Origin of the sequence: Martinezella paranaensis, from assembly GCF_014200235.1 — a bacterium.
Taxonomy (GTDB): Bacteria; Pseudomonadota; Alphaproteobacteria; order Rhizobiales; family Rhizobiaceae; genus Rhizobium; species Rhizobium paranaense.
This window is the reverse complement of record NZ_JACHBI010000001.1, coordinates 146,244-169,501: the sequence shown is the minus strand read 5'-3', so window position 1 is coordinate 169,501 and position 23,258 is coordinate 146,244. Positions and strand designations below refer to the sequence as shown.

The window sequence follows — 23,258 nt, the reverse complement described above, 5'->3', positions numbered from 1 at the left end:
CAACGCGAATTCAGGAGTTTCAAACATGGCAGCTAAAGAAGTAAAATTCGGCCGCAGCGCCCGCGAAAAGATGCTTCGTGGCGTCGACATCCTCGCTGACGCAGTGAAGGTCACGCTCGGCCCGAAGGGTCGTAACGTCGTTATCGACAAGTCCTTCGGCGCTCCGCGCATCACCAAGGACGGCGTCACCGTCGCCAAGGAAATCGAACTCGAAGACAAGTTCGAAAACATGGGCGCTCAGATGGTCCGCGAAGTTGCTTCGAAGACCAATGACATCGCCGGCGACGGCACCACGACCGCAACCGTTCTCGCCCAGGCCATCGTTCGCGAAGGCGCCAAGGCTGTTGCAGCCGGCATGAATCCGATGGACCTGAAGCGCGGTATCGACCTCGCCGTTGCTGAAGTCGTCAAGGATCTCCAGGCCAAGGCCAAGAAGATCAACACTTCGGAAGAAGTCGCACAGGTCGGCACGATCTCGGCAAACGGCGAAAAGCAGATCGGTCTCGATATTGCTGAAGCCATGCAGAAGGTCGGCAACGAAGGCGTCATCACGGTTGAAGAAGCCAAGACCGCTGAAACCGAACTCGAAGTCGTCGAAGGCATGCAGTTCGACCGCGGCTACCTCAGCCCCTACTTCGTGACCAACCCGGAAAAGATGATCGCCGACCTCGAGGACGCGTTCATCCTCCTGCACGAGAAGAAGCTCTCGAACCTGCAGGCCATGCTCCCGGTTCTCGAAGCCGTCGTTCAGACCGGCAAGCCGCTGCTCATCATCGCTGAAGACGTCGAAGGCGAAGCTCTCGCAACGCTCGTCGTCAACAAGCTGCGCGGTGGTCTGAAGATTGCTGCCGTCAAGGCTCCGGGCTTCGGCGATCGCCGCAAGGCCATGCTGGAAGACATCGCCATCCTGACGGGCGGCACTGTCATCTCCGAAGATCTCGGCATCAAGCTCGAGTCTGTCACCCTCGACATGCTCGGCCGCGCCAAGAAGGTTTCGATCTCCAAGGAAAACACCACGATCGTCGACGGCGCTGGCGCCAAGTCCGACATCGAAGGCCGCGTTGCCCAGATCAAGGCTCAGATCGAAGAAACCACCTCCGACTACGACCGCGAAAAGCTGCAGGAACGTCTTGCCAAGCTCGCTGGCGGCGTTGCCGTTATCCGCGTTGGCGGTTCGACGGAAGTCGAAGTGAAGGAAAAGAAGGATCGCATCGACGACGCTCTCAACGCGACGCGCGCTGCTGTTCAGGAAGGCATCGTACCGGGCGGCGGCACAGCTCTGCTGCGTTCCTCCGTCAAGATCTCCGTCAAGGGTGAAAACGACGATCAGGAAGCCGGCGTCAACATCGTCCGTCGCGCTCTGCAGGCTCCTTGCCGCCAGATCGCTGAAAACGCTGGTGATGAAGCTTCCATCGTTGTCGGCAAGATCCTCGACAAGAACGAAGACAACTGGGGCTACAACGCTCAGACGGGCGTCTATGGCGACATGATCTCCATGGGCATCGTCGACCCGGTCAAGGTCGTTCGCACGGCTCTGCAGGACGCAGCTTCGGTTGCTTCGCTGCTGATCACCACCGAAGCCATGATCGCCGAGCTGCCGAAGAAGGACGCTCCGGCTATGCCGGGCGGCATGGGCGGCATGGGTGGAATGGACATGATGTGATAAGGCATTAGCCTTATTACGACTGTTCAATCCGGCATCCGGAATTGACGAAGGGCGGCTCTCGGGCCGCCCTTTTCATTTATGTTGAACCGGCTGCCACGCAAGTTTCAAAAGATATTGCAACTATGCAAATTTACGCAAATTGCCCCATTGCCGTTTTTATAAAAGCCCCTATAAATCGCAGCGCAATGATGTTCGAGGGATTGTTGCAGAGCACGTAAATTTTACTTGTTTTTGTTTCGCGTTAGCCGCAACAAAGCGTGATCCTAACCTTTTATATAGATTGCGCGCGTAGCTTCATTACTTGAAATGACTTGATAGATTGAATTGACGATCCGGAAGCACGCCTGGGCGTGAATGGATTCGGCGAAGGTGGGGTTTTGCCGGTCCATAGCTGTGCAACATGCAGAGCGGCGCTCCGCCCCATAATGCATGAAATTCGGTTGAAGCGCGCGCAGGGGAACCCGCGCCTCAGGGTGGGGAATATCTTGTTCAAGATCGCCAAAGCCAATCTTGCCGCGCCTTTCGCTCCGGGGTCGTTGGAGTTTAGCGGACATGGCCCTGATCTTCTGGCGCAGTTCTGCGTTTCCGAAGGTTGGACCGGCGATTTATCGAGCGGCGTCATCAAGCTTGGTCAATGGGGCACCATGCTGCATGGGTTGACCTCGTCCGAATGCGGCCTGTTGAGCCTGATGCATTGCTACGAAGCCCATGACCGCGCCCGCATCCTCGACCTGTTCGAGCAGGCAGCAACCGCATCCTCCAGCTTCTGCTACTCCACCACCGCACTCGGCGTCGGCGGGCATCGCCAACCTATCTTCTGCGTCGGTGAATCTATCGGCGCGGAAGGAAAACATGCCGGTAGCATGGTGGGCGTCTTCCTGTTTCCGCGCTTCAAACTCGAGCCGGGCAGCCAGTTGGCGAGCCGGCAATAGGGCATCGTTGTTGATGACAGTCAGGTGAGGTCTGTCACCGCCTCATCTCTGTGCCTGGCCCCTCACCCCCACCCCCTCCCCGCTCGTGCGGGGAGAGGGAGCCCATCGGCTTCGTATCTGTCGAAGAAACCCTATTGAAAATTCGGATCGATCCCCTCGCCCCGCAAGGCGGGGAGAGGGTTAGGGGCCAGGCACACAAGCGCGGCAAAGTTGGACGCGCCTGACCTGCCTTAAGCCCATCAATCCCGCTTCGGAATATTCAGCCCGCGCTGGCTCGCCGGGCGGGCGATGGCACGTTCAAGCCAATCCATGACCGCGGGGAAACTTGTGAGTTCGAGAACCTCCCGGCCGCCATAAAAGACGTCGACGCCCCGGACCCACGGGAAGGTGGCAATGTCGGCGATGGTGTATTCGTCGCCCATGATCCACTGGCGGCCCTGCAAGCGGCTTTCCAAGACGCTCAGCAGGCGCTTGGCTTCATCGCGATACCGTTCGACCGGATAGGGATTGTTGGCGACCTTGTCGGCGGCGAATTTGAAGAAGTGGCCGAACTGACCGAACATCGGACCAATGCCCGCCATCTGGAAGAATACCCATTGCAGCGTTTCATAACGCCCGGCCGCGTCCCTGGACATCAGCTTGCCGGTCTTTTCGGCGAGATAGACGAGGATCGCACCGGATTCGAACAGGCCGATCGGCTTGCCGTCAGGGCCGTTGGGATCGATGATCGCCGGGATGCGGCCGTTCGGGTTGAGCGAGATGAATTCCGGCGACTTCTGGTCGTTCGTGCTGAAGGAAATCAGATGCGGCTCATAGGGAAGGCCAAGTTCTTCGAGCGCAATCGATACTTTGACGCCGTTTGGTGTTGGCAGCGAGTAAAGCTGGACGATATCCGGATTGCTGGCAGGCCAGCGCTTCGTGATCGGAAATGAAGACAGATCGGCCATAGGGCTTCCTTCTGAAGATCATGATTTGGCGAATAAATTCGCGCCAACATAGCCGATATCGGGCATATGGGAAGAGTGCCAGCCGCAGGAGATTGTTCAACAATTGTGAACTAATCGTACGCTTTTGTTTATCTTTCCAATCTCACGAAAATCGCAAATAAGGGATCCCAGGAATTGTCACTCGGCACCCGCCACCTTTACTGGAGACCGTCATGTCCAACACCAATAACATCATCATCCTCGTGGCGCGCATCCTGCTCGCCTTCATGTTCATCTTCGCTGGCTTCGGCAAGCTGACCGATCCGACTGGCACCGCTGGCATGATCGCCGGCGCCGGCATGCCGGCCGCTACGCTGCTCACCTATCTTGCCGGCGCCTTCGAATTCGTCACCGGCGTCTGCGTTCTCATCGGCTTCCAGATCCGCATCGTCGGCTGGCTGCTCGCCGTTTTCTGTGTCTTCACCGGCATCGTCTTCCATCTGCCGACCGTCAACGTTCCGGATTTCCCGGCGGCCGCCAATGGCTGGATCAATGGCCTGAACTTCGTCAACTTCCTGAAGAACATCACGCTCGCCGGCGCCTACGTCATGCTCGCCACCAACGGCCCGGGCGTCTATTCGCTCGACGCACGCCGCGGTGCCTACGCAGCCGCCTGATTGCGCAAGACCTCCCAAGCATGAAAAGCCCGCCGGTTCCCCGGCGGGCTTTTTCGTATCATTGAACAGAGCAGGAGATATCAGAGCGCGGCGCGCACGGCATCGATGATGCGCTGAACCAAGGGATCGCTCTCGTGGCTCTCCTTGCGCGCGCGGACGAGGCAGGCCTCGGAGCGCAGGATCGTGCCGTCGGAAAGCACCTTCAAATGGTTCGCCTTCAGCGTCGAACCGGTCGAGGTGATATCGACGATGATATCTGCAGAGCCGGCGGCAGGCGCCCCTTCCGTGGCGCCGAGGCTTTCGACGATGCGATAGAGCTGGATACCGTGCTGGCTGGAGAAGAACTGCTGCGTCAGCCGCCAATATTTGGTGGCGATCGTCAGCCTGCGGCCGCGCCGCGCGCGGAAATCGGCAGCGACGTCGCCAAGATCGGCCATGGTATCGACATCGAGCCAGATATCCGGAACGGCAACCACGACGTCGGCATGACCGAAGCCGAGGCGGGCGCAGAACTCGACGCGCCGATCAGCATCGGCCAAGCCCTCACGCACCAGATCCTCGCCGGTGACGCCGAAATCGACGCTGCCATTGCCGATCTCGCGCGAGATTTCGGAAGCAGAGAGGAAAGCGACCTCGACATCGTCCCAGCCTTCGACACGACCGCGATAGGAGCGGTCATTGCCGACGGCAATGATGGGCATGCCGGCGCGTGCGAAGATATCGGAGCAGTCGTCCTTCATGCGACCCTTGGAGGGAAGCGCAATGGTGATGGTCATCAGGCGGCCCTCGCAGTTTCGATCCGGTCGAGCCAGAGCGCGAAGCCGACGGCTGGGATGTGGTCCTTCGCGCCGAGCAGTGTCAGCAATCGGTCAAAACGGCCGCCACCAGCGAGCACTGCCGGCGATCCTTCCACCATCACCTCGAAGACGAGACCGGTGTAATAGTCGAGCGGACGACCGAAGGCGGCGCGATACTCGATCCGGGAAGCATCGACGCCGGCATTGGCAAGAGCCGCGACGCGGGCATCGAAACGCTCAAGCGCCGTGCCCAGTTTCAGCCCGGCCGCATCGGCAAAGCCGGCCAGCGCCGAAGATGCATCGGCGAGCGGCAGGCTGAGCGACAGGAATTCCTCCAGGACACCGAAAGCCGCATCATCGAGATGGGTTTCCGAAAGGACCAGCTTTTCGCGGAGACGGCGAGCGATCTCCAATGGCGAGCGGCTGGCATTGGTGGAATAGCCGGTCGCCTTCATGGTGCTGTCGATATGCGTGACCAGCCCCTGCTCGTCGCCGCGCGTCAGAAAGTCCAGCACATGCGGATCAAGGCCGGTCACCGGCTGCGGGCTTGCGAGCCGTGCCAACAGCGTTTTGAGATGCGTCATATTGCCGAAAGCATGGATCAGCCGTTTCTGCCAGCCGGAGGGCAGACCGAGCGCCTGTACGACCGCCTCGAACACGGCTTGATCGCCGAGCGTCACGGAGAGCGCCTTGCCCGGCACAAGCCGGTTGAGAATGCCGATGGCATCGCCAATGAGGCGGGCGTCGGCGCCGGCGATATCGCGGTCGCCAAGATCCTCTATCCCCGCCTGATAGAATTCATTGCCGCCTTCGCGACGCTGGCGGAAGATTTCGCCGAGATAGGAATAGCGCTTCGGTGTGCCCGTCGCGGTCTCGATATGGCGCAGGCAGACGGGGATCGTAAATTCCGGACGCAGGCAAAGGCTGGCGCCGGTTTCGCTTTCTGTCATGAAGATACGCCGGCGAAGATCTTCGCCCGCCATGTCGAGGAACGGTTCGGCCGGCTGGATGATCGGCGTATCGACCCGTTCGGTCCGGCGGCCGGCAAACTCAGCCAGGAGATCGCCGGCGAAATCGGGGAGGTTGATCAGGGGCATTTATCCCGCCCTCTTCCGATCTTCCGCCTGCGCTGCCAAAATCTCTAGCACCTTGGCCACCAGATCGGCTTCCGGCACGGTCTCCTGCGCAACGCGGGCCTCGCGCCAGCTTGCATTGTCCTCGATCTCGCCGGAGAGACGCTTGCCTTCGATCAAGTCCTTGAGCTGTACGACGCCCTGGGCGCGCTCGTCGCCGCCCTGGATGATGGCAATCGGGCAGCCGCGGCGATCGGCGTATTTCAGTTGGTTGCCGAACTTCTTCCAATTGCCCTGGAACATTTCGGCACGGATGCCGGCGGCGCGCAGTTGCTGCGTGAAGCGCTGGTAGCGGCCCATGGCCTCGACATCGCCATCCATGACGGTGACGAGCACGGGTTCGATCACCTCTTCCGTGCCGAGCTTGCCGAGATTCTTCAGCGCCGTCATCAGGCGCGACACGCCGATGGAGAAGCCAGTGGCCGGCACCGGCTGGCCCATGAAGCGCGAGACGAGCCCGTCATAACGACCGCCGCCACCGACGGAGCCGAAGACGACCTTTTCGCCCTTCTCGTTGGTCACGTCGAACAACAGCTCGGCCTCATAGACCGGGCCGGTGTAATATTCGAGGCCACGCACGACGGACGGGTCGATCTTGATACGATCGGAATGATAGCCAGCGCTGGTGACCAGCGAACCGATCAGGTTCAGCTCCTCGACGCCTTCGCCGCCTTTGGATGTGCCGGCGACAAGCTCAGCGAGCCGGACAGCACTTTCGGCATAATCCTTGATGCCGACGAAGAAGAGCACTTTTTCGATCTGATCCGCGTCCAGCCCGGCACCCTTGGTGAAATCGCCGGACTCGTCCTTGCGCCCCGGTCCAAGCAGCAGTGCAACCCCTTCCGGGCCGAACTTGTCGAGCTTGTCGATGGCGCGCAGAACGTTCAGCCGCTGGGCGGCCTTGTCGTCGCCGCCAAGACCGATCGCTTCGAGCACGCCGTCGAGGACCTTGCGGTTGTTGACGCGGATCACATAGTCGCCGCGCTTGATGCCCAAGGCCTCCAGCGTGTCGGCCATCATCATGCACATTTCGGCATCGGCCTGCACGCCCGGCGCGCCGACCGTATCGGCATCAAACTGCATGAACTGGCGGAAACGGCCGGGACCCGGCTTCTCGTTGCGGAAAACATAGCCGGCACGATAGGTGCGGTAGGGAAGCTGGATCTCGTTGAAATTCTCCGCGACATGACGGGCGAGCGGCGCCGTCAGGTCGTAGCGCAGCGACATCCACTGCTCGTCATCGTCCTGCAGAGAAAACACGCCCTCGTTCGGCCGATCGCTGTCAGGCAGGAATTTGCCGAGCGCATCGGTATATTCAAACAGCGGCGTTTCGACGGGATCGAAACCATAATGCTCGTACACGGCCCGGATCTTGGCGGTCATTTCGTTGACGGCGCGAATATCGCTCGCCGAACGATCGACAAAGCCACGCGGCAGGCGGGCTTTGAGCTTTTGCGGTTTCTTTTGTTTATCGCTCATTTGCAGGATAATCCGGTACGAGAACAGTGGCGGTTAACTAGCGGATAGCGCGGGATGCGGCAAGGATTGTTGTATGCTGCTGTCCGTCAAAACCGACAAAAGCAACAGAAGCAGATGACTGGGACGTGGAAGCCATGCCCTACGCGATCAGCCTGAAATGCACCAACAACACGGCGCTGCCCGTCTTCGATCTGTGGCGGCAAGCCGGCGCCTTCGAAACTGTGCCGTCAATGCAAGGGCTGAGCTATCCTCCGCATCTGACTTTTGTCATCTACGAAGATATCTTGCCTGAGCACCTCTGCGAGGCCGTTGCCAAGGCTTTTCACAATATTCCGGCGATTTCGGTGGAGTTCTCAGGCATCCGGCACTTCAGGAACGATGTGCTGGTGCTTTGGGCGAGTCCGGTCGACGACAGCGCTTTGCGCCACGCCCACCATGCCATTCATCAGGAAATCGATCCCACCCTCTGTGATGAGCACTACCGGCCCGATCATTGGCAGCCTCATTGCACGATCGCGATGAAAATACCGATGGCATCGGCGGAAACAGCGCTGACATGGGCTGCGGAAACGCCGGCGAGATTTACCGTGACTTTCGACGCTGTCGATTGCGTGAGATTTCCTCCCGTCGAAATTCTGAGCGAGATCAAATTGGCGCCACGATATGCTGCCAACCATCGCTAAGCGCGATTTCCGCTTGCCTTTTGCGACCACAAATTTAGATTTTTGCTCATGCGCTTCTTCGCGATCCTGACAATGCTCATTGCCTGGCTGTTCTACGGCGCCATGCCGGCGCTGGCGAAATGTCCCATTTGCGATTCCGCGATGACGATGCCGGCTATTTCCAGCAAGAGCATGCATACCGCCATGGCTGATATGTCCGGCATGACGGATCACGGTTCCATGGCCATGCACACGGACAAGAAACCGGACAATCCCTGTGCCGACGGTATGGCGCATGTGCCTTCCTGCGCCGCCTGCCTTGCGGTCGCGCCGGCGCTTGCTGCGGATAATGGCAAGGCTCTGGCATTCTCCTATCCCGCGCCCACGCATGGCCAACGGCTGCATGATTCCCGACCGGCTCCCACAGCGCCGCCCCCCCCGTTTCGCCTGACGCTCCTGATTTCCATTCAACAACGCAGCGGACTTTTCCGCACACGACTTCAGATGCCGTTCAAAAACGGAAAGGAATTCTCATGCCTGTTTCAAAGTCCATCATTCTCGCCGGCGCTTTTGCTATCGCCCTTGCCATCCCCGCTTTCGCCGACGACATGTCCGGCATGGATATGAGCAAGCCCATGGGTAACCAAGGCGCATCCAGCAAGGCATTCAACGATGCCATGGGCAAGATGCATAAGGATATGATGATCACCTACAGCGGCGACGCCGACGCGGATTTCGTCCGCGGCATGATCCCGCATCATCAAGGCGCCATCGACATGGCCAAGATCGAACTCAAATACGGCAAGGACCCGGAACTGCGCAAATTGGCGGAAGGCGTCATTAAGGCGCAGGAGGCCGAAATCAAGGAGATGAACGCCTGGCTGAAGAAGCACGGTAAATAAGTCGGGTAAAAGCCGAGCCAGAGGCGACATCCATACCGCCTCTCGTCGCGATTAGAGCTTCTTGGACTGTGTCAATCGAGCCGCGATGAATGGCGCCACCGCCTCACCTATGCGAGACGGCGGCGTTTCATTCATGAACCGGCTCAAGCCTTCGGTTCGAAGGGCTGCGGCACGCGCTGGACACCCTGGCGGGCGAGCATCCAACCGGGATATTCCGCAGCCAGCGCGCTAACCTCGTCGAGCTTGGCGAGATCGTCTGCATCGAGCTTCAGCTTGACGGCGGCCAGGTTCTGATCGAGTTGGTCGAGACGCTTGGCGCCGATGATGATGCTGGTGACGAAAGGCTTTGTCAGGATCCAGGCGAGCGCCACGGTGGCGACGCTTGCACCGTGTTTCTCCGCCACGTCGCGCATGGCGGCAACGCAGGCCCAGGCGCGGTCCTTGTCAACCGGCGGGAAGTCGAAGCTGGCGCGGCGCCCCTCGCCATTACCGGGTGCGCCCGGGCCGTACTTGCCGGAAAGCAGACCGCCGGCGAGCGGCGACCAGACCATCAGGCCGAGCTTTTCTTCCGCCATCAGTGGCACGATTTCGCGCTCCAGATCACGGCCGGCGATGGAATAATAGGCCTGCACCGTCTCAAACCGAGCAAAGCCGCGGCGTTCGGAAACGCCAAGCGCCTTGGCGATGCGCCAGGCCTGCCAGTTGGACACGCCGACATACCGCACCAGTCCGCGAGAGACGAGATCGTCAAGCGCACGCAGCGTCTCGTCGATCGGCGTCACTGTGTCCGTGGCATGGATCTGATAGAGGTCGATGTGATCGGTCTGCAGCCGCTCCAGGCTGGCTTGGACCGAGTCCATGATATGGCCGCGCGACGCGCCGCGGTCGTTCGGCTTGTCGCCCATGACGCCATAGACCTTAGTGGCGATGACGACGTCCTTGCGTGGCACGCCGAGGTTCTTCAGGGCCTGGCCGAGCAGCTTTTCCGAATTGCCGAAGGAATAGACGTCGGCGGTGTCGATGAAGTTGACGCCGGCCGCGAGCGAGCCTTCTACGATCTTGTCGGCCAGCGCCTGATCGACGTCTGCTATCGAGCCCCAGAGGCTGTTGCTGGGATTGGCTTCGCCGAAGGTCATCGTACCCAGGCAAAGTTCTGAGACGAACATGCCGGTATTACCGAGTTGGTTATAACGCATTTGAAGAAATCCCTTGTGATCCGCCGGAAGCGGCTTCCGGCCGGTGAATTCTTGTCTCTTGGCTATTGGCCTCGGCATGACAGCCGCTCGTCCGCGCTGCCTTGGGAGGTCCGGAGAAGGTCATCGAAGAGCGATCTTGGCACCGCTTTCATCGAGACAACATCGACATAATGCACCGGAATTCGATTTCAACGCGATACCCGGCACCGATCACGATGCAGTTACCAGCGCTTCACCCTTGCCTCCGTTTCGGCGCGCGATAGACTCTCGCATCCATGCAATCCGCAAGAGCACGAAATGTCCATGACGCAACGCCCCTTGACCACCATCGGCTTCGATGCCGACGATACGCTCTGGCAAAACGAACAATTCTATCGTCTGACGGAACGACAGTTCATCGAACTGCTTGCCGATTATGCCGAGAGCGAGAACATTTCCCAAGGGCTGCTGGAAGCCGAGAAGCGCAACCTGCATCATTACGGCTTCGGCATCAAAGGTTTCACGCTGTCCATGATCGAGACGGCGATCGAGATCACCAAGGGCGAAGTGCCGACGACCGTGATTGCGCAAATTCTCGACATCGGCCGCGATCTGCTTGCCCATCCCGTCGAAACGCTTCCCAATGTACGGCAGACATTGGAAGCTCTGACGGGCAGCTACCTGCTGGTCCTGATCACCAAAGGCGATCTTTTCGATCAGGAGCGCAAGCTTGCGCAATCCGGCCTCGGCGACCTCTTCGATGCCATCGAAATCGTCTCCGACAAGAATGCCTCCACCTATCGCCGCATCTTCTCCAAAGTCGGCGACGGGCCGGAACGGGCGATGATGGTCGGCAACTCGCTGAAGTCAGACATCGTGCCCGCGCTCGCCGCCGGCAGCTACGGCGTCTTCGTACCGCACGAACTCACATGGGCCTTCGAACATGTCGCCGAACCGACCGAGGCGCCGAGATTTCGAAAGATCGAGCATCTGGGGGAGCTGCGAGGGGTAATCGACGGGTTGGGTTGAAGGTCTTCAAAACCTGCGAATGAAAAACTTACTGCGGTTGCGAAGATCTTTTGGGAAATAGCGACGGCGCCTGATCCGCCGGCTGGTTCGATTGCTGTGTGGCCGACGGATTGGGATCGATGAGGATTTCATAGGGTGCGCCGAGGCCGCGGCGGCGGGTGACGCGGGAGTAATAGGGCTTGATCAGCCATGTCGTGTCCTCATTGACGGTGACATCGGCGACCATGCCATCTTCGTCAGTGCCGAAGAAGGATTCGTCATCGTTCGAGGAGAGATCGAAGATCGCCATATAGGCGTATTTGCTCTTTGAGCTGAAGGTGATCCGCACATGCTGCCCCTTCTTGAGCGGCAGCGTGTAGACCTTGCCCTTGCCGAACTTCGTCCAGCCCGTCAATTTCTCCAGGACGGCCGGGAAACCAAGCTTTTCCACGGTCTCGCCGCGATCGACTTGCGGAAGCGCCGTCTGCTGGGCACCCTGGCTGCTGTCATCGTTCTGGGTGTCCTGCGCATGGGCGAACTGACCGCCGAGCAGGGCGAAAGTGAGCAGGGAAAAAGCAAGCACCAGACGTTTCATGGCCGTACCAATGCACTGCGCATCGCCTCCACCTCTTTCCGGCAATAGCAGCCTTCGATGTGATCGTTGACAAGGCCCATGGCCTGCATGAAGGCATAGACCGTGGTGGGGCCGACAAAGGTCCAGCCGCGTTTCTTCAGGTCCTTCGAGATGCGCACCGAGACCGGAGTCGTTGGATTGGCGACGAGGGTCGGATAGTCGACAAAGGCCGGCCGCTCCTCGGCTGATGGCTCGTGGCTCCAGAAATACCGGGCGAGCGAGCCGAATTCCTGGCGCAACTCGATGGCGCGGCGGGCATTGTTGATGGTGGAGACGATCTTGCCGCGATGCCGGATGATGCCGGCATCGCCCAGGCAGCGCTCGATGTCAGCCTCACCGAACTCCGCCACTTTCTCGAAATCGAAATCGGCAAAGGCCGCGCGGAAATTCTCGCGCTTGCGCAGGATCGTCAGCCAGGACAGGCCGGATTGAAATCCCTCCAGGCAGATCTTTTCGAAAAGCCTGATGTCGTCGATGACGGGCCGGCCCCATTCCTGATCGTGGTAGCGCTGATACTCCAGCAGATTGCCGTGCCAGAAGCAGCGGTCCTTGCCATCCTCACCGGTGATGATGCCTGTTCCGGCCATTGTTGCAGTTCGTCCCCTGTTTCAGAACCCAATCCCGAAAACTGGCGGGCAGCTTTCGGATAAGATCATGCCAATCAAATACTTAAGATCGAGAGAACGATTCGAAGGCAAGTCATCCCGATTCAAGGTTTACCACTTGCAAACCGTCTTTCCAAACCAAGCGGTAACCCTGACAAAGGTTTATCGGCTTCGCGGCATTTTGATGAATAGATGTTTACCATTCGCTGGCGCGCAAGTGGCACCATGTTCCTGACCGGGCGCAATTACGCCCATCCTCGGCCCGTTTGTAGAGAGTTTGTCCGATGATGAAACAATGCATTTTATTTGCTGTGGGCGCTTTGAGCCTGCTTGCTTCCAGCGCCTTCGCCGACGATCGTTACCAGTCGCGTCCGCCTGTCATCGTCAGCCCCGATCTGACCGCCCCTTGGGTGATGCAGCTCGGCGGGGCCAGCGTACAGCCGGCCGTCTATCCCGGTCGCCCCATGGCGCGTCAGGCCGTCAACCCGATGAACGATCCGGCGGATAGCCAGGCCGCCAATCCGCAGGTACGGCGGGTGGTCCAGCCGCGCGGCCTGTTTTCGCGTCCCGTCGTGCAGCAGGTCGCTGTCGTCCGGCCGCAATATCCGGCGGTCCACGGCCAAATCGACCCGCAGTTCCTGCCGCAGATCGTCGACTACCAGACAAAAGAGAGGCCGGGCACCATCGTCATCGACACCAACGATCGCTTCCTTTACCTGGTGATGGACGGCGGCAAGGCACGGCGCTACGGCGTCGGCGTCGGCAAACCCGGCTTCGAATGGGCCGGTGCCCATACCATTACCCGCAAGCAGGAATGGCCCGATTGGACGCCGCCATCGGAAATGTTGTCGCGTGAAGCCGCGAAGGGGCACTATCTGCCGGCCCACATGGAAGGCGGCGAAGCCAACCCGCTCGGCGCCCGAGCCATGTATCTCGGCTCTACCCTCTACCGTATCCACGGCACCAATGCGCCCTGGACGATCGGCAACGCCGTGTCTTCCGGCTGCATCCGTCTGCGCAATGAAGACGTGATCGATCTCTACAATCGTGTAAAAGTCGGGACACGCGTTATAGTGATGTGATTGCTACCAAGATTGCTGCGCACGGCATAATCGGGCGCAGCAACCCCATTGTAAGCATTGATATAAATCGACAATAACGCTCTTTTGGACGCGGAACAGACAGCCGCCCAACCGGCTCGATCTTTGTCTTTCAGCGATTTCATCTTGATCCTCTCGCAAGTTTCGTTAGTTTCTCGCCGAGTAAATCGAGAGGGGAATGACGGATGAAATCAATACTACCGGTCGCGGCGGCGGCGGGAATGGTGATGTCGTGCCTTTTGGCGGCATCGGATGCGGCAGCCTTCAGCGCTTCCGCACCTAACGCTGCGCAAGTTGCGCACACCGATGTGGTCCGCGTGGCAATGCAGCCGCAGGGACAGATCAAGCCGCAGTTTCAGCGACGGGTCGTGCGATTGGTGACCAATGAAGCACCAGGCACGATCATCATCGATACCAACAACAAATATCTTTACCTCATTGAAGGCGACGACCGGGCGCGGCGCTACGGCATCGGTGTTGGCCGCGAAGGCTACGGCTGGTCCGGCGTCGTCAAGATCGGCCGCAAGGCGGAATGGCCCGGCTGGACCCCGCCGCCGGAAATGATCGTTCGCGAAGCCAAGAAGGGCCACAAGCTGCCGGCCTATCAGGAAGGCGGTGAGGGCAATCCGCTCGGCGCGCGCGCCATGTATCTCTATCGCAACGGCAACGACACGGCGTTCCGCATCCACGGCACCAACCAGCCCTGGAGCATCGGCCTGAACATGTCGTCCGGCTGCATCCGCATGATGAACAAGGACGTGATCGATCTCTACGATCGCGCGCCCGTCGGCACCAAGGTCATCGTCGTCGGCCCCGGCAACAAGCAGGGTGAGGTCAGCTACCAGGATCGCGGCATCGACGTGCTGCGGACGATATTCGGCGGCTGAGAAACCGCAGGCTTTCCCGACCAGGACGTTCGACCATGACGAACGTCTGATACCTCTCTGTCGCTATCGCACCGTCTCCCCCATCTTGGGGGAGACAGATAATGTATGCCGCCTTCTTTATGGCTGCGGCGCATCTGTCTGACCATGCACTGTGGCGCAGGTGTAACATCTCCAAACTTATCGCATCTGGCGCCCGGCAAACTCCCCGTTTTATTCAGTTTCGTGTCAGCTTTCCCACCTAAGCCAGTCCAAACACGGAACGCTGCAATAGAACTGTCACAAAAGCACGCTTAGATAGCGACACTTTGCCATTTGGGGCCACTTGGGGATTTCATATGCATCGGGCATTTCGCATTAGGCAGCCGGCCGTCGCCGCGCTTGCGGTTTCAGCTTTTGTCTTTGCAGCCGGTTCGGCCTCAGCAGAGATGCAGTTTTCGGTTTACGGCGGCTTCCAGGGCGCGACCGGCGACAACGTCAAGACGTCTGACGGCGCTGACTTCGATCCCAACTGGTCAGGCAAATCCTTCAAGATGCCGCCCTATTTCGGCGTTCGCGGCATCTGGTGGCTGGACCAGTTCGACAAGTCGAACTGGGGCGTCTCGCTCGACTACACCCATGCCAAGGTCTATGGCGATCTTGGCAACACGCCCGGCTGGTCGCATTTCGAGTTCACCGACGGCCTGAATATGCTGACGCTGAATGCGCTCTATCGCTTCCAGGATCCGAGCCGCAAGTGGACGCCCTTTGTCGGCCTCGGCGCCGGCATCAACGTGCCCCACGTCGAAGTAACCCGCGCCTCAGGCCGCACCTTCGATTACGAATTCGGCGGCGCATCGCTGCAGGCGCAGGCTGGTGTCAGCTATCAGTTCAGCCAGCGCTGGTCGACCTTCGTCGAATACAAGGGCAACTACAACTTCGTGAACGTCCCGATCGATAGCGGCGCTAACCTGAAGACCGATGTCTTCACCCATGCCATCGATTTCGGCGTGTCATTCAGCTTCTAAGAGTCGCGGCCATTGTCGTTGCCGGTGCCCCTAAATCAGTTTCGATTTAGGGGGTTAGCCGCAAGACGGAACTGTTTCCTACTTTTCCCCGGACCGGCCTTAAGAGGCTGCCACCTTGAGCCGGCGCACCTTAGCCGGCATCTCGCCGCCATAGGCCCAATCCAGCAATTCGACCGTGTGCAGGATCGGCATGTCGGTTCCTGTCGCGATCTGCGTGATGCAGCCGATATTGCCGGTCGCGATGATATCGGCCTTCGTCGCCTCGAGATTCCTGACCTTACGCGCCCTCAGCTCGCCGGAAATTTCCGGCTGCATGATGTTGTAGGTGCCGGCCGAGCCGCAGCAAAGATGCCCCTCCGCCGGATCGCGCACGGTGAAGCCTGCCGCCTTCAACAGCAGTTTCGGCGCCATGGTGATCCTTTGGCCATGCTGCATCGAGCAGGCGGAATGATAGGCGACGGTGATGCCACGCGGCATATGCGATGGCAGATCGAGGCCGGCGAGATATTCGGTGATGTCCTTGGCGAGCGCCGAGATTTTTGCAGCCTTGTCCGCATAGGCCGGATCGAGCCGCAGCATATGGCCGTAGTCCTTGATCGTCGTGCCGCAACCCGATGCGGTGATAATGATCGCGTCGAGCCCTCCGGCTTCGATCTCGCGCATCCAGACATCGACATTGGCGCGGGCGCTGGCCAGCGCCTGTTCTTCCCTTCCCATGTGATGCACCAGCGAGCCGCAGCAGACCTCGCCTTCCGGCACCACCACTTCGACGCCCAAGCGGGTCAGTAGCCGGATGGTCGCCTCGTTGATGGCGGGATCGAGCACCGGCTGGGCGCAACCGGTCAGGATCGCTACCCGTCCACGCCGCTCCTCCTGCGGCTGATGCCGGCCGGGCTTGGCGAAGGACGACGGCGCCGGGATGGAGCGTGGCGCGAGATCCAGCATGGCAACAAAGGGGTTCAACGCCGGAATGCGCTTCATCAAACCCTTAAAAGGCTGCCCCCAGCGAGCAAGGTTGAGCGCAAAGCGAAACCGGCCGGGATAAGGCAGGACCGCAGCCAGCACGCTGCGTGTCAACCGGTTCATCAGGGGTCGTTTGTAGGTCTCTTCGATATGGATGCGGGCGTGATCGACCAGATGCATATAGTCGACGCCGGAGGGACAGGTGGTCACGCAGGCGAGACAGGAAAGGCAGCGATCGATATGCGTCACCACCTCCGCGTCGGCAGGCCTGCCGTTTTCCAGCATGTCCTTGATCAGATAGATCCGTCCGCGCGGACTGTCGAGCTCATTACCGAGCGTTACATAGGTCGGACAGGTGGCGGTGCAGAAGCCACAATGGACACATTTGCGCAAAATCGCCTCGGATTCCGCAACGTGCGGATCGGCAAGCTGGGCTGGGGTGAAGTTGGTTTGCATCAGGCTCTCCCTACCTTCGCCACAGCAGGGCCCGGCGCTTTGCGCCACCCCCTCATCCGCCCTGTCGGGCACCTTCTCCCCCTCGGGGAGAGGGTGAGCGTGAGGGGGGCCTGAGCAAAAGATTCCATCCGCATCACCCCATCTTCCCCGGATTGAGAATCCCAGCAGGATCGAACTTTTCCTTCACGCGCGCCGACAGCAAAGCCACGGCCTCGGGCTGCGGCTGGAAGGCGGACGTCGTGGCGCGAGCGGCGGGCGTAGCACGCAGCAAAGTGGCGTGACCGCCGCCAAGCACATGGATATAGCGACGCAGCAATTCACCCTCCGGCTCTGCCTCCATGCGCATCCAGACCAGGCCGCCCTGCCAATCATAATAGGCGTCGACGCCAGCCTCGAGGCGCAGCGCTGCGACGAGCTGGTGACCAATGCTAGGGGCGACGGAAACGCGCCAGACAGGGCGCATCGTGTCGTCGGCGTAGGGCTTCACATTGCGGATTTCACGCCAGAGACGGTGGCTTTCGGCTTCGGCAAGTCGCGCGACTGGGCCAAGTCGACGCATCGCGGCGGCCAGCTTCTCCGCCCTCACCGAGACGGAGCCAGCCAAACCTTCGACGCGCAACGCCGTCGCCGCTCCGTCCGGCAACCCGCCGTCCAGAAGCGTCCAAGTGACGGTCAGCGGCAAATGCGCAGCACCCGACACATCGACAGGCAACGCCATGGCGGCCGCCATGACATTTGCCGCCTCGGCATCGTTGAGGCCGGAAACGATGATCGTCTCCTCCGTCTTCGGTCGCGGCGGCACCCGGAAGGTGACTTCCGTCAGGAGACCGAGCGTACCGTGCGAACCGGCCATCAGCTTGACAAGATCAAGGCCGGTGACATTTTTCATCACGCGCCCGCCGGCCTTGATGATTTCGCCCTTGCCGTTGACGAAGCGAACGCCGAGCAGGCTGTCGCGTGCGGCGCCGCTTACGAAACGCCGCGATCCGGAGATATTTGCAGCGAAAACGCCGCCAATCGTCGGCTCGCCATCGGTCGCCATCAACGGCCGGTGGTCCATCGGTTCGAAGGCCATCATCTGACCGTTCTCAGCCAACACCGCTTCGATATCGGCAAGCGGCGTCCCCGCTCGCGCGGTCATCACCATCTCGCCCGGATTATAGGCGATGATACCGGTAAGTTCACACGAACATAGCGTGGCCTCCGCGGCAACGGCATTGCCGAAACCGGCACGGGTGTTACCGCCGACTATGGCCAATGCCGCGCGGCGCGCAGCGTGATCGCGGATGATGGCGGCCGCCTCGTCTTCCGTCTTCGGCAAAAATTCTCTCATACGGCGTTGCGACCATCCAGCGGGAAGACTTTAGAGGGATTGAGGATCCAGCCGGGATCGAAGGCAGCGCGCACCGACATCATCTGGGCGAGATCGGCCTCGGCATATTGGTGCCGCATCAGGTCGCGCTTCTCGATACCGACGCCATGCTCGCCCGTCAGGCAGCCGCCGGCATCGACACAGAGCCGGAGAATATCGTTGCCGGCTGCTTCCGCCTTGGCGGCATCCTCGGGATCATTGGCGTTGAACAGGATCAGCGGATGCATATTGCCGTCGCCGGCATGGAAGACATTGGCGACACGCAGGCCGTAGCGATCGACGATTTCGGACGTCTTCTTCAGGACATAGGAGAGCTGGCTGAGCGGCACCGTGCCGTCCATGCAGATATAGTCGGCAATGCGGCCGGTGGCGCCAAAGGCGGATTTACGTCCCTTCCAGATCAGCGCCGCTTCAGTCGCCGACTGGCATTCGCGCACCGTCTTCACCTGATGAGTACGGGCGATCTCGACGATACTTTTCAGCATGTCGTCCATCTCCGCTTCCGACCCCTCGACCTCGACGATCAGCAGCGCGCCGACATCCAGCGGATAGCCAGCATGGGCGAAAGCCTCGCAGATTTCGATCGCCGGCTTATCCATGAACTCGATGGCGACGGGGATGATGCCGGCGGCAATGACATCGGCAACACAGGCGCCCGCTTGCTCCGATGTGTCGAAACCGAAGAGAACTGGCCGCGCGCCTTCCGGCTTGGCGATCAACCGCACTGTCGCCTCAGTGATGATGCCAAGTTGCCCCTCAGAGCCGCAGACGAGCCCCAGCAGGTCATAACCCGCCGTATCCAGGGCCTTGCCGCCGAGATCGATCACCGTGCCATCGGTCAATACCAGCTTGACGCCCAGCAGATTGTTGGTGGTGACGCCGTATTTCAGGCAGTGCGCGCCGCCGGAATTCATCCCGATATTGCCGCCGATGGTGCAGGCGAGCTGCGAGCTCGGGTCGGGCGCGTAGAAAAATCCGTCCGCTGAGACGCTTTCGGAAATATGCAGATTGGTGACACCGGCCTGCACGGTCGCCGTGCGGTTGGCGAGATCGACGTCGAGAATGCGGTTCATCTTGGAAAGGCCGAGCACGACGGCATCTTCCTGCGGAATGGCGCCGCCGGAGAGCGACGTGCCGGCACCACGCGGCACGACGGGAATGCCGTAGCGATGGCAATATTTCATCACAGCCGCGACTTCGGCCGTCGAGCGCGGCAAGGCGACGGCGAGCGGCATGCGGCGATAGGAAATGAAAGCGTCCGTCTCGAAGGGCATGAGTTCGCGCGGCTCATGAACCAGACATTCCGGGGGCAAGAGATCAATAAGATCTGCGACGATCTCACGGCGGCGGGCAAGGACATCGGCGCGCGGCGCCAGAAATGAAATGGCCTCTGCCATGGCGTTCTCCTCTTGCACCCGAATATGGACGCCCCTCTTTTTAACGCCATATCATGCTTACCACTTTCCCGAAATTGGCGTAAATGACAAGCATTTATGCCAAAATAGGAATAAATTGCACCATGACCAATCTTGGGGATCTCGAAATCTTTGCCAGTGTCGTTACGACCGGCAGCATGTCGCTCGCCGGCCGCATACTCGGCTTTTCGCCGGCGGTGATTTCCAAGCGAATCAAACGGTTGGAAGATCGGCTCGGCACACGGCTTTTGCAGCGCACGACGCGGCAGATTTCGCTTACGGAGGCTGGCCAGGGCTTTTATGACCGGGTGCTTGCCATCCTCGCGGGACTGGAAGAGGCTGAGGCCTATATTGCCGGCCGGTCCGCGCAGATGCAGGGCACGCTGAAGATTTCCGCCCCCACATCGTTCGGCCGGCTGCACATCGCCCCGCACCTCAAGACGTTCATGCAGGCGCATCCGGATCTGGCGATCAATCTGACGCTGACCGACGAATTCACCGACATCGTCGGCGGTGGCTACGATCTCGCCATCCGCATTGCGGAGCTCACCGATTCCAGCCTTGTTGCCCGGCGCCTGGCGCTGGTGCGCCGCGTGCTCTGCGCCTCGCCAGCCTATATCGCTGCCCATGGCATGCCGGAGGATATCGATGATTTGCGGCGCCACACCTGCTTGCCGCCGCACAATCATGACCCCTGGCGGCTGGACGGACCGAAGGGCCCGCTGACCTTTCGGCCGGAAGGCAAGCTGATCACCAATTCCAGCGAGGTGATCCGCGAAGCCGTCATTGCCGGCCTCGGCATTGCGCTGCGCTCCACCTGGGATGTCGGCCCCGAACTCAAGGACGGGCGTCTGGTGCAGGTGCTGCCGGCCTATGAAGGCTCGCACAGCGTCACGCTCTCGGCCGTCTATCCCAGCCGCCAGTTCCTGCCGGCAAAGGTGCGCGTCTTTATCGATTTCCTGGCGGAACTTTATGGACCGGTTCCCTATTGGGAACGATAGCCGGCCACAACCTCACCCTAGAGATTGGAGAGTGTCATCATGCCCGCTTTTGAAACCATCCGCTCCGATCTTTCCGCGGTCTCGAATACACGCTTCACCATCATCCTCGGCGACATCACCAAGCTGGACGTCGATGCCATCGTTAATGCAGCAAACAGCAGCTTGCTTGGCGGCGGCGGCGTGGATGGCGCCATCCATCGTGCCGCCGGGCCGGAACTGGTGGCGGAATGCCGGATGCTGAATGGCTGCAAGACCGGACAGGCCAAGATCACTAGGGGATATCGCCTGCCGGCAAAACATGTGATCCATACGGTCGGCCCCGTCTGGAATGGCGGCGGGCGTGGCGAGCAGGATTTGCTCACAAGCTGCTATCGCAACAGCCTCAGCCTTGCCATGGATCACGGTCTCAAGACCATCGCCTTTTCGGCCATCTCTACCGGCATCTATCGTTTCCCTGTCGAGCCCGCAGCGATGATCGCGACACGCACCGCTGTTGCCGAGAGCATGCGCGGCGGTTTTAGTGAGATCATTTTCTGCTGCTTTGGCGATGAAATGGCTGGCATCTACGACCGGCTACTACCTGGGGCGCTGGCGAAGGCTTAGTCAGTTCGCCAACCGTTCAATCACCAGATCCAACAGTGCCCGCAGCCGTGCGAGCCGCTTGAGATCGCGGTGATAGCCGACCCAGGTATCGCGACCGGGCGGGGTTTCGCCGATGTCCACCCGCTCGATACCGGCGATCGCGTCGCCGAGAGGGCGGGGCAAGACGGCGAGGCCTGCGCCCCGGGCACAAAGTGTTGCCTGGACATCCCTGTTGTTGCTGCGCATCGCCACTTCTGCCTTTGGAAGCACGCGCTTCAACCAGGCAACATCGGGCATGCCGCCGAAGGCTTCATCCATGGTCACCAGCCTTGCGCCCCCGCCATCGCCTCGACGCGGATGCTCGGACCCGCTCGGCCGGCAAGATCGTGCCCAGGCTCGATCCCCACCGTTTCACGCTCGCCGATGTCGACAAGGCGCATGCCCTGATCGAGAACCGCCAGGCGCACGGGAAAATCGTTGTAGATGTGAATGGTTGATGCGGGAGGTGCCGTGTGTCGGCGAGATCACATGCGTCCTTGCCTACCCCGCCCTTGCGAAATCTAGCACTTAGCCTGCCGGCCAAATGCTGATTTCGCTTTCCCACTCGCCAAGGGCGGGATCGGCTTCGGGCTCATCTCGCCAGATCGAGATAGGCCGATGCCACCATGGCGTCGATATCCGCCGGTACGGGAATGACGCAGGACTCTTTGCCGAGACCGCCCTTTGCCACACGCTCCAGGCAGCGGGATTGCAGCGCAAAGCCGAGATCCATGGATTCAACGGTATTGCCGAGCGGGCGCGGGCCGGCGAGGTTGGCCATGTGGCCGGCGCCGAGGATGTGGAAAGAGCGTCCGTCCCGCATGCGGATGGTCTCGATATGCTCGGCCTCATAGCGATCGATGCCTGCAACATCCGGACTGTTTCGGAAGGCGGCGACATCGATCTCATGCGGGAAATGGCCGCCGTTCATCAGGATCGCGCCATCCTTGATCAGCGGCAGGTCCGCCGTGGTCACGATACCGGGATAGCCGGTGACAGTAATGAGGATATCGGCGGAGCGGATCGCCTCGGCGCGCAGCGGCGTGACGAAGCCGTCCAGATGCGCCTCCAGCGTCGTCACGGGATCGATGTCGACCACGCTGACCGTCGCATAAGCGTTGCGGAAACAGGCCGCCGTGCCCTTGCCGCAGGCGCCATAGCCGAAGACGGTGACGCGCTTGCCGTTGGTGGAGCGGTTGGTGAAGCGTAGATAGCTCTCGAACAGGCTTTGGCCGACCGCGTGCTTGTTTTCGGCGAACTGCTTGATCGGACTGTCATTGATGACGAGGATCGGCATGGCCAGCCTGTCGCGCATCTGCAGCAACCGCGTGCGGCCCGAGGTCGTCTCTTCGGTGCCGCCCAAGAGGTTGGCATAGGGCCTTTCGGCGGCGCGCGCAAAGAGATCGCCGCCATTATCGAGCAGCAGATCCGGCTTTTCCGCCAGGATGGCATCGAGGCTGGCGCCGTGCTCGGCGGCATCGGTGGTCTGGGTGGCGAAAACGGCGATGCCCTGCGCTCGCAAATAAGAGACGGTTTCCGGCTGGGTGCTGTTGAGATTGCCGGTGCAGACGAGGCGTGCGCCGCCGGCCCGCAGCGTCGTCAACAGCGCCACCGTCTTCGGCTCGAGGTGAATGCCGGTTCCGATCGTCAGACCGTCAAAGGGTCTGGTCTCGCGGAATTCCGCTGCCGTCGCCGCCAGCAGTCGGCAGCTTCGGGCAACCCAATCAATGCGGGAAAGAGAGGAAGGCTGGTCCATAACGCACTCCTGGCGGCGGTCTGTCATGCCTTGATCTCACATAGGAAATGACAGGCCGTCTATGGACATTAAAATGAGCGATAGGGC

Annotated in this window: 23 protein-coding genes and 1 pseudogene; 12 read left to right on the top strand and 12 right to left on the bottom strand. The window is 60.4% G+C overall.

From position 1 onward, the window contains the following. The first annotated feature begins 25 nt into the window (after nucleotides 1-25). Nucleotides 26-1,663 (top strand): chaperonin GroEL, encoded by a 1,638-nt coding sequence (gene groL, locus GGD50_RS00815; protein WP_107107142.1) that lies wholly within the window; start codon nucleotides 26-28, stop codon nucleotides 1,661-1,663. A gap of 428 nt (nucleotides 1,664-2,091) precedes the next feature. Further along, nucleotides 2,092-2,598, top strand: a complete 507-nt coding sequence (locus tag GGD50_RS00810) for a hypothetical protein (protein WP_107107141.1) — start codon at nucleotides 2,092-2,094, stop codon at nucleotides 2,596-2,598. Between the two features lie 239 nt (nucleotides 2,599-2,837). Here the strand turns inward: GGD50_RS00810 and GGD50_RS00805 are convergent, their stop codons facing one another. Then, the gene (locus GGD50_RS00805; protein ID WP_107107140.1) at nucleotides 2,838-3,545 is read right to left on the bottom strand and encodes a glutathione binding-like protein; all 708 of its coding nucleotides are present in this window, start codon (nucleotides 3,543-3,545) and stop codon (nucleotides 2,838-2,840) included. 212 nt (nucleotides 3,546-3,757) lie between these two features. Between GGD50_RS00805 and GGD50_RS00800 the strand changes: the two genes are divergently transcribed. After that, entirely contained in the window at nucleotides 3,758-4,201 is a 444-nt protein-coding gene (locus tag GGD50_RS00800) for a DoxX family protein (protein ID WP_107107139.1), read from the top strand. Between the two features lie 80 nt (nucleotides 4,202-4,281). On the opposite strand, the gene hisG is transcribed toward GGD50_RS00800, so the two are convergent. The 3 genes from hisG to hisS are packed head-to-tail and all read right to left on the bottom strand — an operon-like array spanning nucleotide 4,282 to nucleotide 7,610. Then, entirely contained in the window at nucleotides 4,282-4,977 is a 696-nt protein-coding gene (gene hisG, locus GGD50_RS00795; RefSeq protein ID WP_107107138.1) for an ATP phosphoribosyltransferase, read from the bottom strand. Further along, the gene (locus tag GGD50_RS00790) at nucleotides 4,977-6,095 is read right to left on the bottom strand and encodes an ATP phosphoribosyltransferase regulatory subunit (RefSeq protein ID WP_107107137.1); all 1,119 of its coding nucleotides are present in this window, start codon (nucleotides 6,093-6,095) and stop codon (nucleotides 4,977-4,979) included. The genes hisG and GGD50_RS00790 overlap by 1 nt, the downstream gene beginning before the upstream one ends. Then, on the bottom strand, nucleotides 6,096-7,610 hold the full coding sequence (gene hisS / locus GGD50_RS00785; RefSeq protein WP_107107136.1) for a histidine--tRNA ligase: 1,515 nt from the start codon (nucleotides 7,608-7,610) through the stop codon (nucleotides 6,096-6,098). Between the two features lie 134 nt (nucleotides 7,611-7,744). Here hisS and GGD50_RS00780 point away from each other — a divergent pair, with 134 nt between their 5' ends. Both GGD50_RS00780 and copM read left to right on the top strand, forming a co-directional pair. After that, entirely contained in the window at nucleotides 7,745-8,293 is a 549-nt protein-coding gene (locus GGD50_RS00780) for a 2'-5' RNA ligase family protein (protein ID WP_107107135.1), read from the top strand. A 512-nt stretch (nucleotides 8,294-8,805) separates the two neighbouring features. After that, nucleotides 8,806-9,174, top strand: coding sequence for a CopM family metallochaperone (gene copM, locus GGD50_RS00775; protein WP_107107134.1), 369 nt, complete (start codon nucleotides 8,806-8,808; stop codon nucleotides 9,172-9,174). A 143-nt stretch (nucleotides 9,175-9,317) separates the two neighbouring features. On the opposite strand, the gene GGD50_RS00770 is transcribed toward copM, so the two are convergent. Next, nucleotides 9,318-10,370, bottom strand: a complete 1,053-nt coding sequence (locus tag GGD50_RS00770; RefSeq protein ID WP_107107133.1) for an aldo/keto reductase — start codon at nucleotides 10,368-10,370, stop codon at nucleotides 9,318-9,320. A gap of 303 nt (nucleotides 10,371-10,673) precedes the next feature. On the opposite strand from GGD50_RS00770, the gene GGD50_RS00765 reads away from it, so the two are divergent. Beyond that, nucleotides 10,674-11,378 (top strand): HAD family hydrolase, encoded by a 705-nt coding sequence (locus GGD50_RS00765; RefSeq protein ID WP_107107132.1) that lies wholly within the window; start codon nucleotides 10,674-10,676, stop codon nucleotides 11,376-11,378. Nucleotides 11,379-11,406: 28 nt separating this feature from the next. Here the strand turns inward: GGD50_RS00765 and GGD50_RS00760 are convergent, their stop codons facing one another. Together GGD50_RS00760 and GGD50_RS00755 are read right to left on the bottom strand one after the other, a co-directional pair. Beyond that, on the bottom strand, nucleotides 11,407-11,952 hold the full coding sequence (locus GGD50_RS00760; protein ID WP_107107131.1) for a hypothetical protein: 546 nt from the start codon (nucleotides 11,950-11,952) through the stop codon (nucleotides 11,407-11,409). Then, nucleotides 11,949-12,578, bottom strand: a complete 630-nt coding sequence (locus GGD50_RS00755) for a DNA-3-methyladenine glycosylase I (RefSeq protein ID WP_107107130.1) — start codon at nucleotides 12,576-12,578, stop codon at nucleotides 11,949-11,951. Before GGD50_RS00755 ends, GGD50_RS00760 begins: the two co-directional genes overlap by 4 nt. Before the next feature lie 302 nt (nucleotides 12,579-12,880). Here GGD50_RS00755 and GGD50_RS00750 point away from each other — a divergent pair, with 302 nt between their 5' ends. The 3 genes from GGD50_RS00750 to GGD50_RS00740 all read left to right on the top strand — a co-directional run bounded on the left by GGD50_RS00750 (nucleotide 12,881) and on the right by GGD50_RS00740 (nucleotide 15,587). Next, nucleotides 12,881-13,678: a L,D-transpeptidase gene (locus GGD50_RS00750; RefSeq protein ID WP_107107129.1), complete on the top strand. Its 798-nt coding sequence runs from the start codon at nucleotides 12,881-12,883 to the stop codon at nucleotides 13,676-13,678. Between the two features lie 203 nt (nucleotides 13,679-13,881). Next, nucleotides 13,882-14,583 (top strand): L,D-transpeptidase, encoded by a 702-nt coding sequence (locus GGD50_RS00745; protein WP_107107128.1) that lies wholly within the window; start codon nucleotides 13,882-13,884, stop codon nucleotides 14,581-14,583. Between the two features lie 335 nt (nucleotides 14,584-14,918). Beyond that, a complete protein-coding gene (locus GGD50_RS00740) occupies nucleotides 14,919-15,587 on the top strand; it encodes an outer membrane protein (protein WP_107107127.1) in 669 nt (222 codons plus the stop codon). 99 nt (nucleotides 15,588-15,686) lie between these two features. Here GGD50_RS00740 and glcF read toward each other — a convergent pair whose 3' ends face one another. The 3 genes from glcF to GGD50_RS00725 all read right to left on the bottom strand — a co-directional run bounded on the left by glcF (nucleotide 15,687) and on the right by GGD50_RS00725 (nucleotide 19,775). Continuing rightward, nucleotides 15,687-17,006, bottom strand: coding sequence for a glycolate oxidase subunit GlcF (glcF, locus tag GGD50_RS00735; RefSeq protein WP_107107126.1), 1,320 nt, complete (start codon nucleotides 17,004-17,006; stop codon nucleotides 15,687-15,689). 133 nt (nucleotides 17,007-17,139) lie between these two features. After that, complete coding sequence (locus GGD50_RS00730; protein WP_107107125.1) at nucleotides 17,140-18,339, bottom strand: FAD-binding protein; 1,200 nt, start codon at nucleotides 18,337-18,339, stop codon at nucleotides 17,140-17,142. Continuing rightward, complete coding sequence (locus tag GGD50_RS00725) at nucleotides 18,336-19,775, bottom strand: FAD-binding oxidoreductase (protein WP_107107124.1); 1,440 nt, start codon at nucleotides 19,773-19,775, stop codon at nucleotides 18,336-18,338. Before GGD50_RS00725 ends, GGD50_RS00730 begins: the two co-directional genes overlap by 4 nt. A 122-nt stretch (nucleotides 19,776-19,897) precedes the next feature. Between GGD50_RS00725 and GGD50_RS00720 the strand changes: the two genes are divergently transcribed. Further along, nucleotides 19,898-20,794 (top strand): LysR family transcriptional regulator, encoded by an 897-nt coding sequence (locus tag GGD50_RS00720; RefSeq protein WP_107107123.1) that lies wholly within the window; start codon nucleotides 19,898-19,900, stop codon nucleotides 20,792-20,794. 39 nt (nucleotides 20,795-20,833) lie between these two features. After that, nucleotides 20,834-21,397 (top strand): O-acetyl-ADP-ribose deacetylase, encoded by a 564-nt coding sequence (locus GGD50_RS00715; RefSeq protein ID WP_107107122.1) that lies wholly within the window; start codon nucleotides 20,834-20,836, stop codon nucleotides 21,395-21,397. Here the strand turns inward: GGD50_RS00715 and GGD50_RS00710 are convergent. Then, nucleotides 21,398-21,745, bottom strand: a pseudogene (locus tag GGD50_RS00710) (LysR substrate-binding domain-containing protein); the annotation flags it as partial. Here GGD50_RS00710 and GGD50_RS33460 point away from each other — a divergent pair. After that, a complete protein-coding gene (locus GGD50_RS33460) occupies nucleotides 21,637-21,873 on the top strand; it encodes a zinc-binding dehydrogenase (RefSeq protein ID WP_107107244.1) in 237 nt (78 codons plus the stop codon). The pseudogene GGD50_RS00710 and the gene GGD50_RS33460 overlap by 109 nt on opposite strands. A 134-nt stretch (nucleotides 21,874-22,007) precedes the next feature. On the opposite strand, the gene GGD50_RS00705 is transcribed toward GGD50_RS33460, so the two are convergent. Further along, on the bottom strand, nucleotides 22,008-23,171 hold the full coding sequence (locus GGD50_RS00705; RefSeq protein WP_107107121.1) for an adenosylhomocysteinase: 1,164 nt from the start codon (nucleotides 23,169-23,171) through the stop codon (nucleotides 22,008-22,010). Between the last annotated feature and the right edge of the window lie 87 nt (nucleotides 23,172-23,258).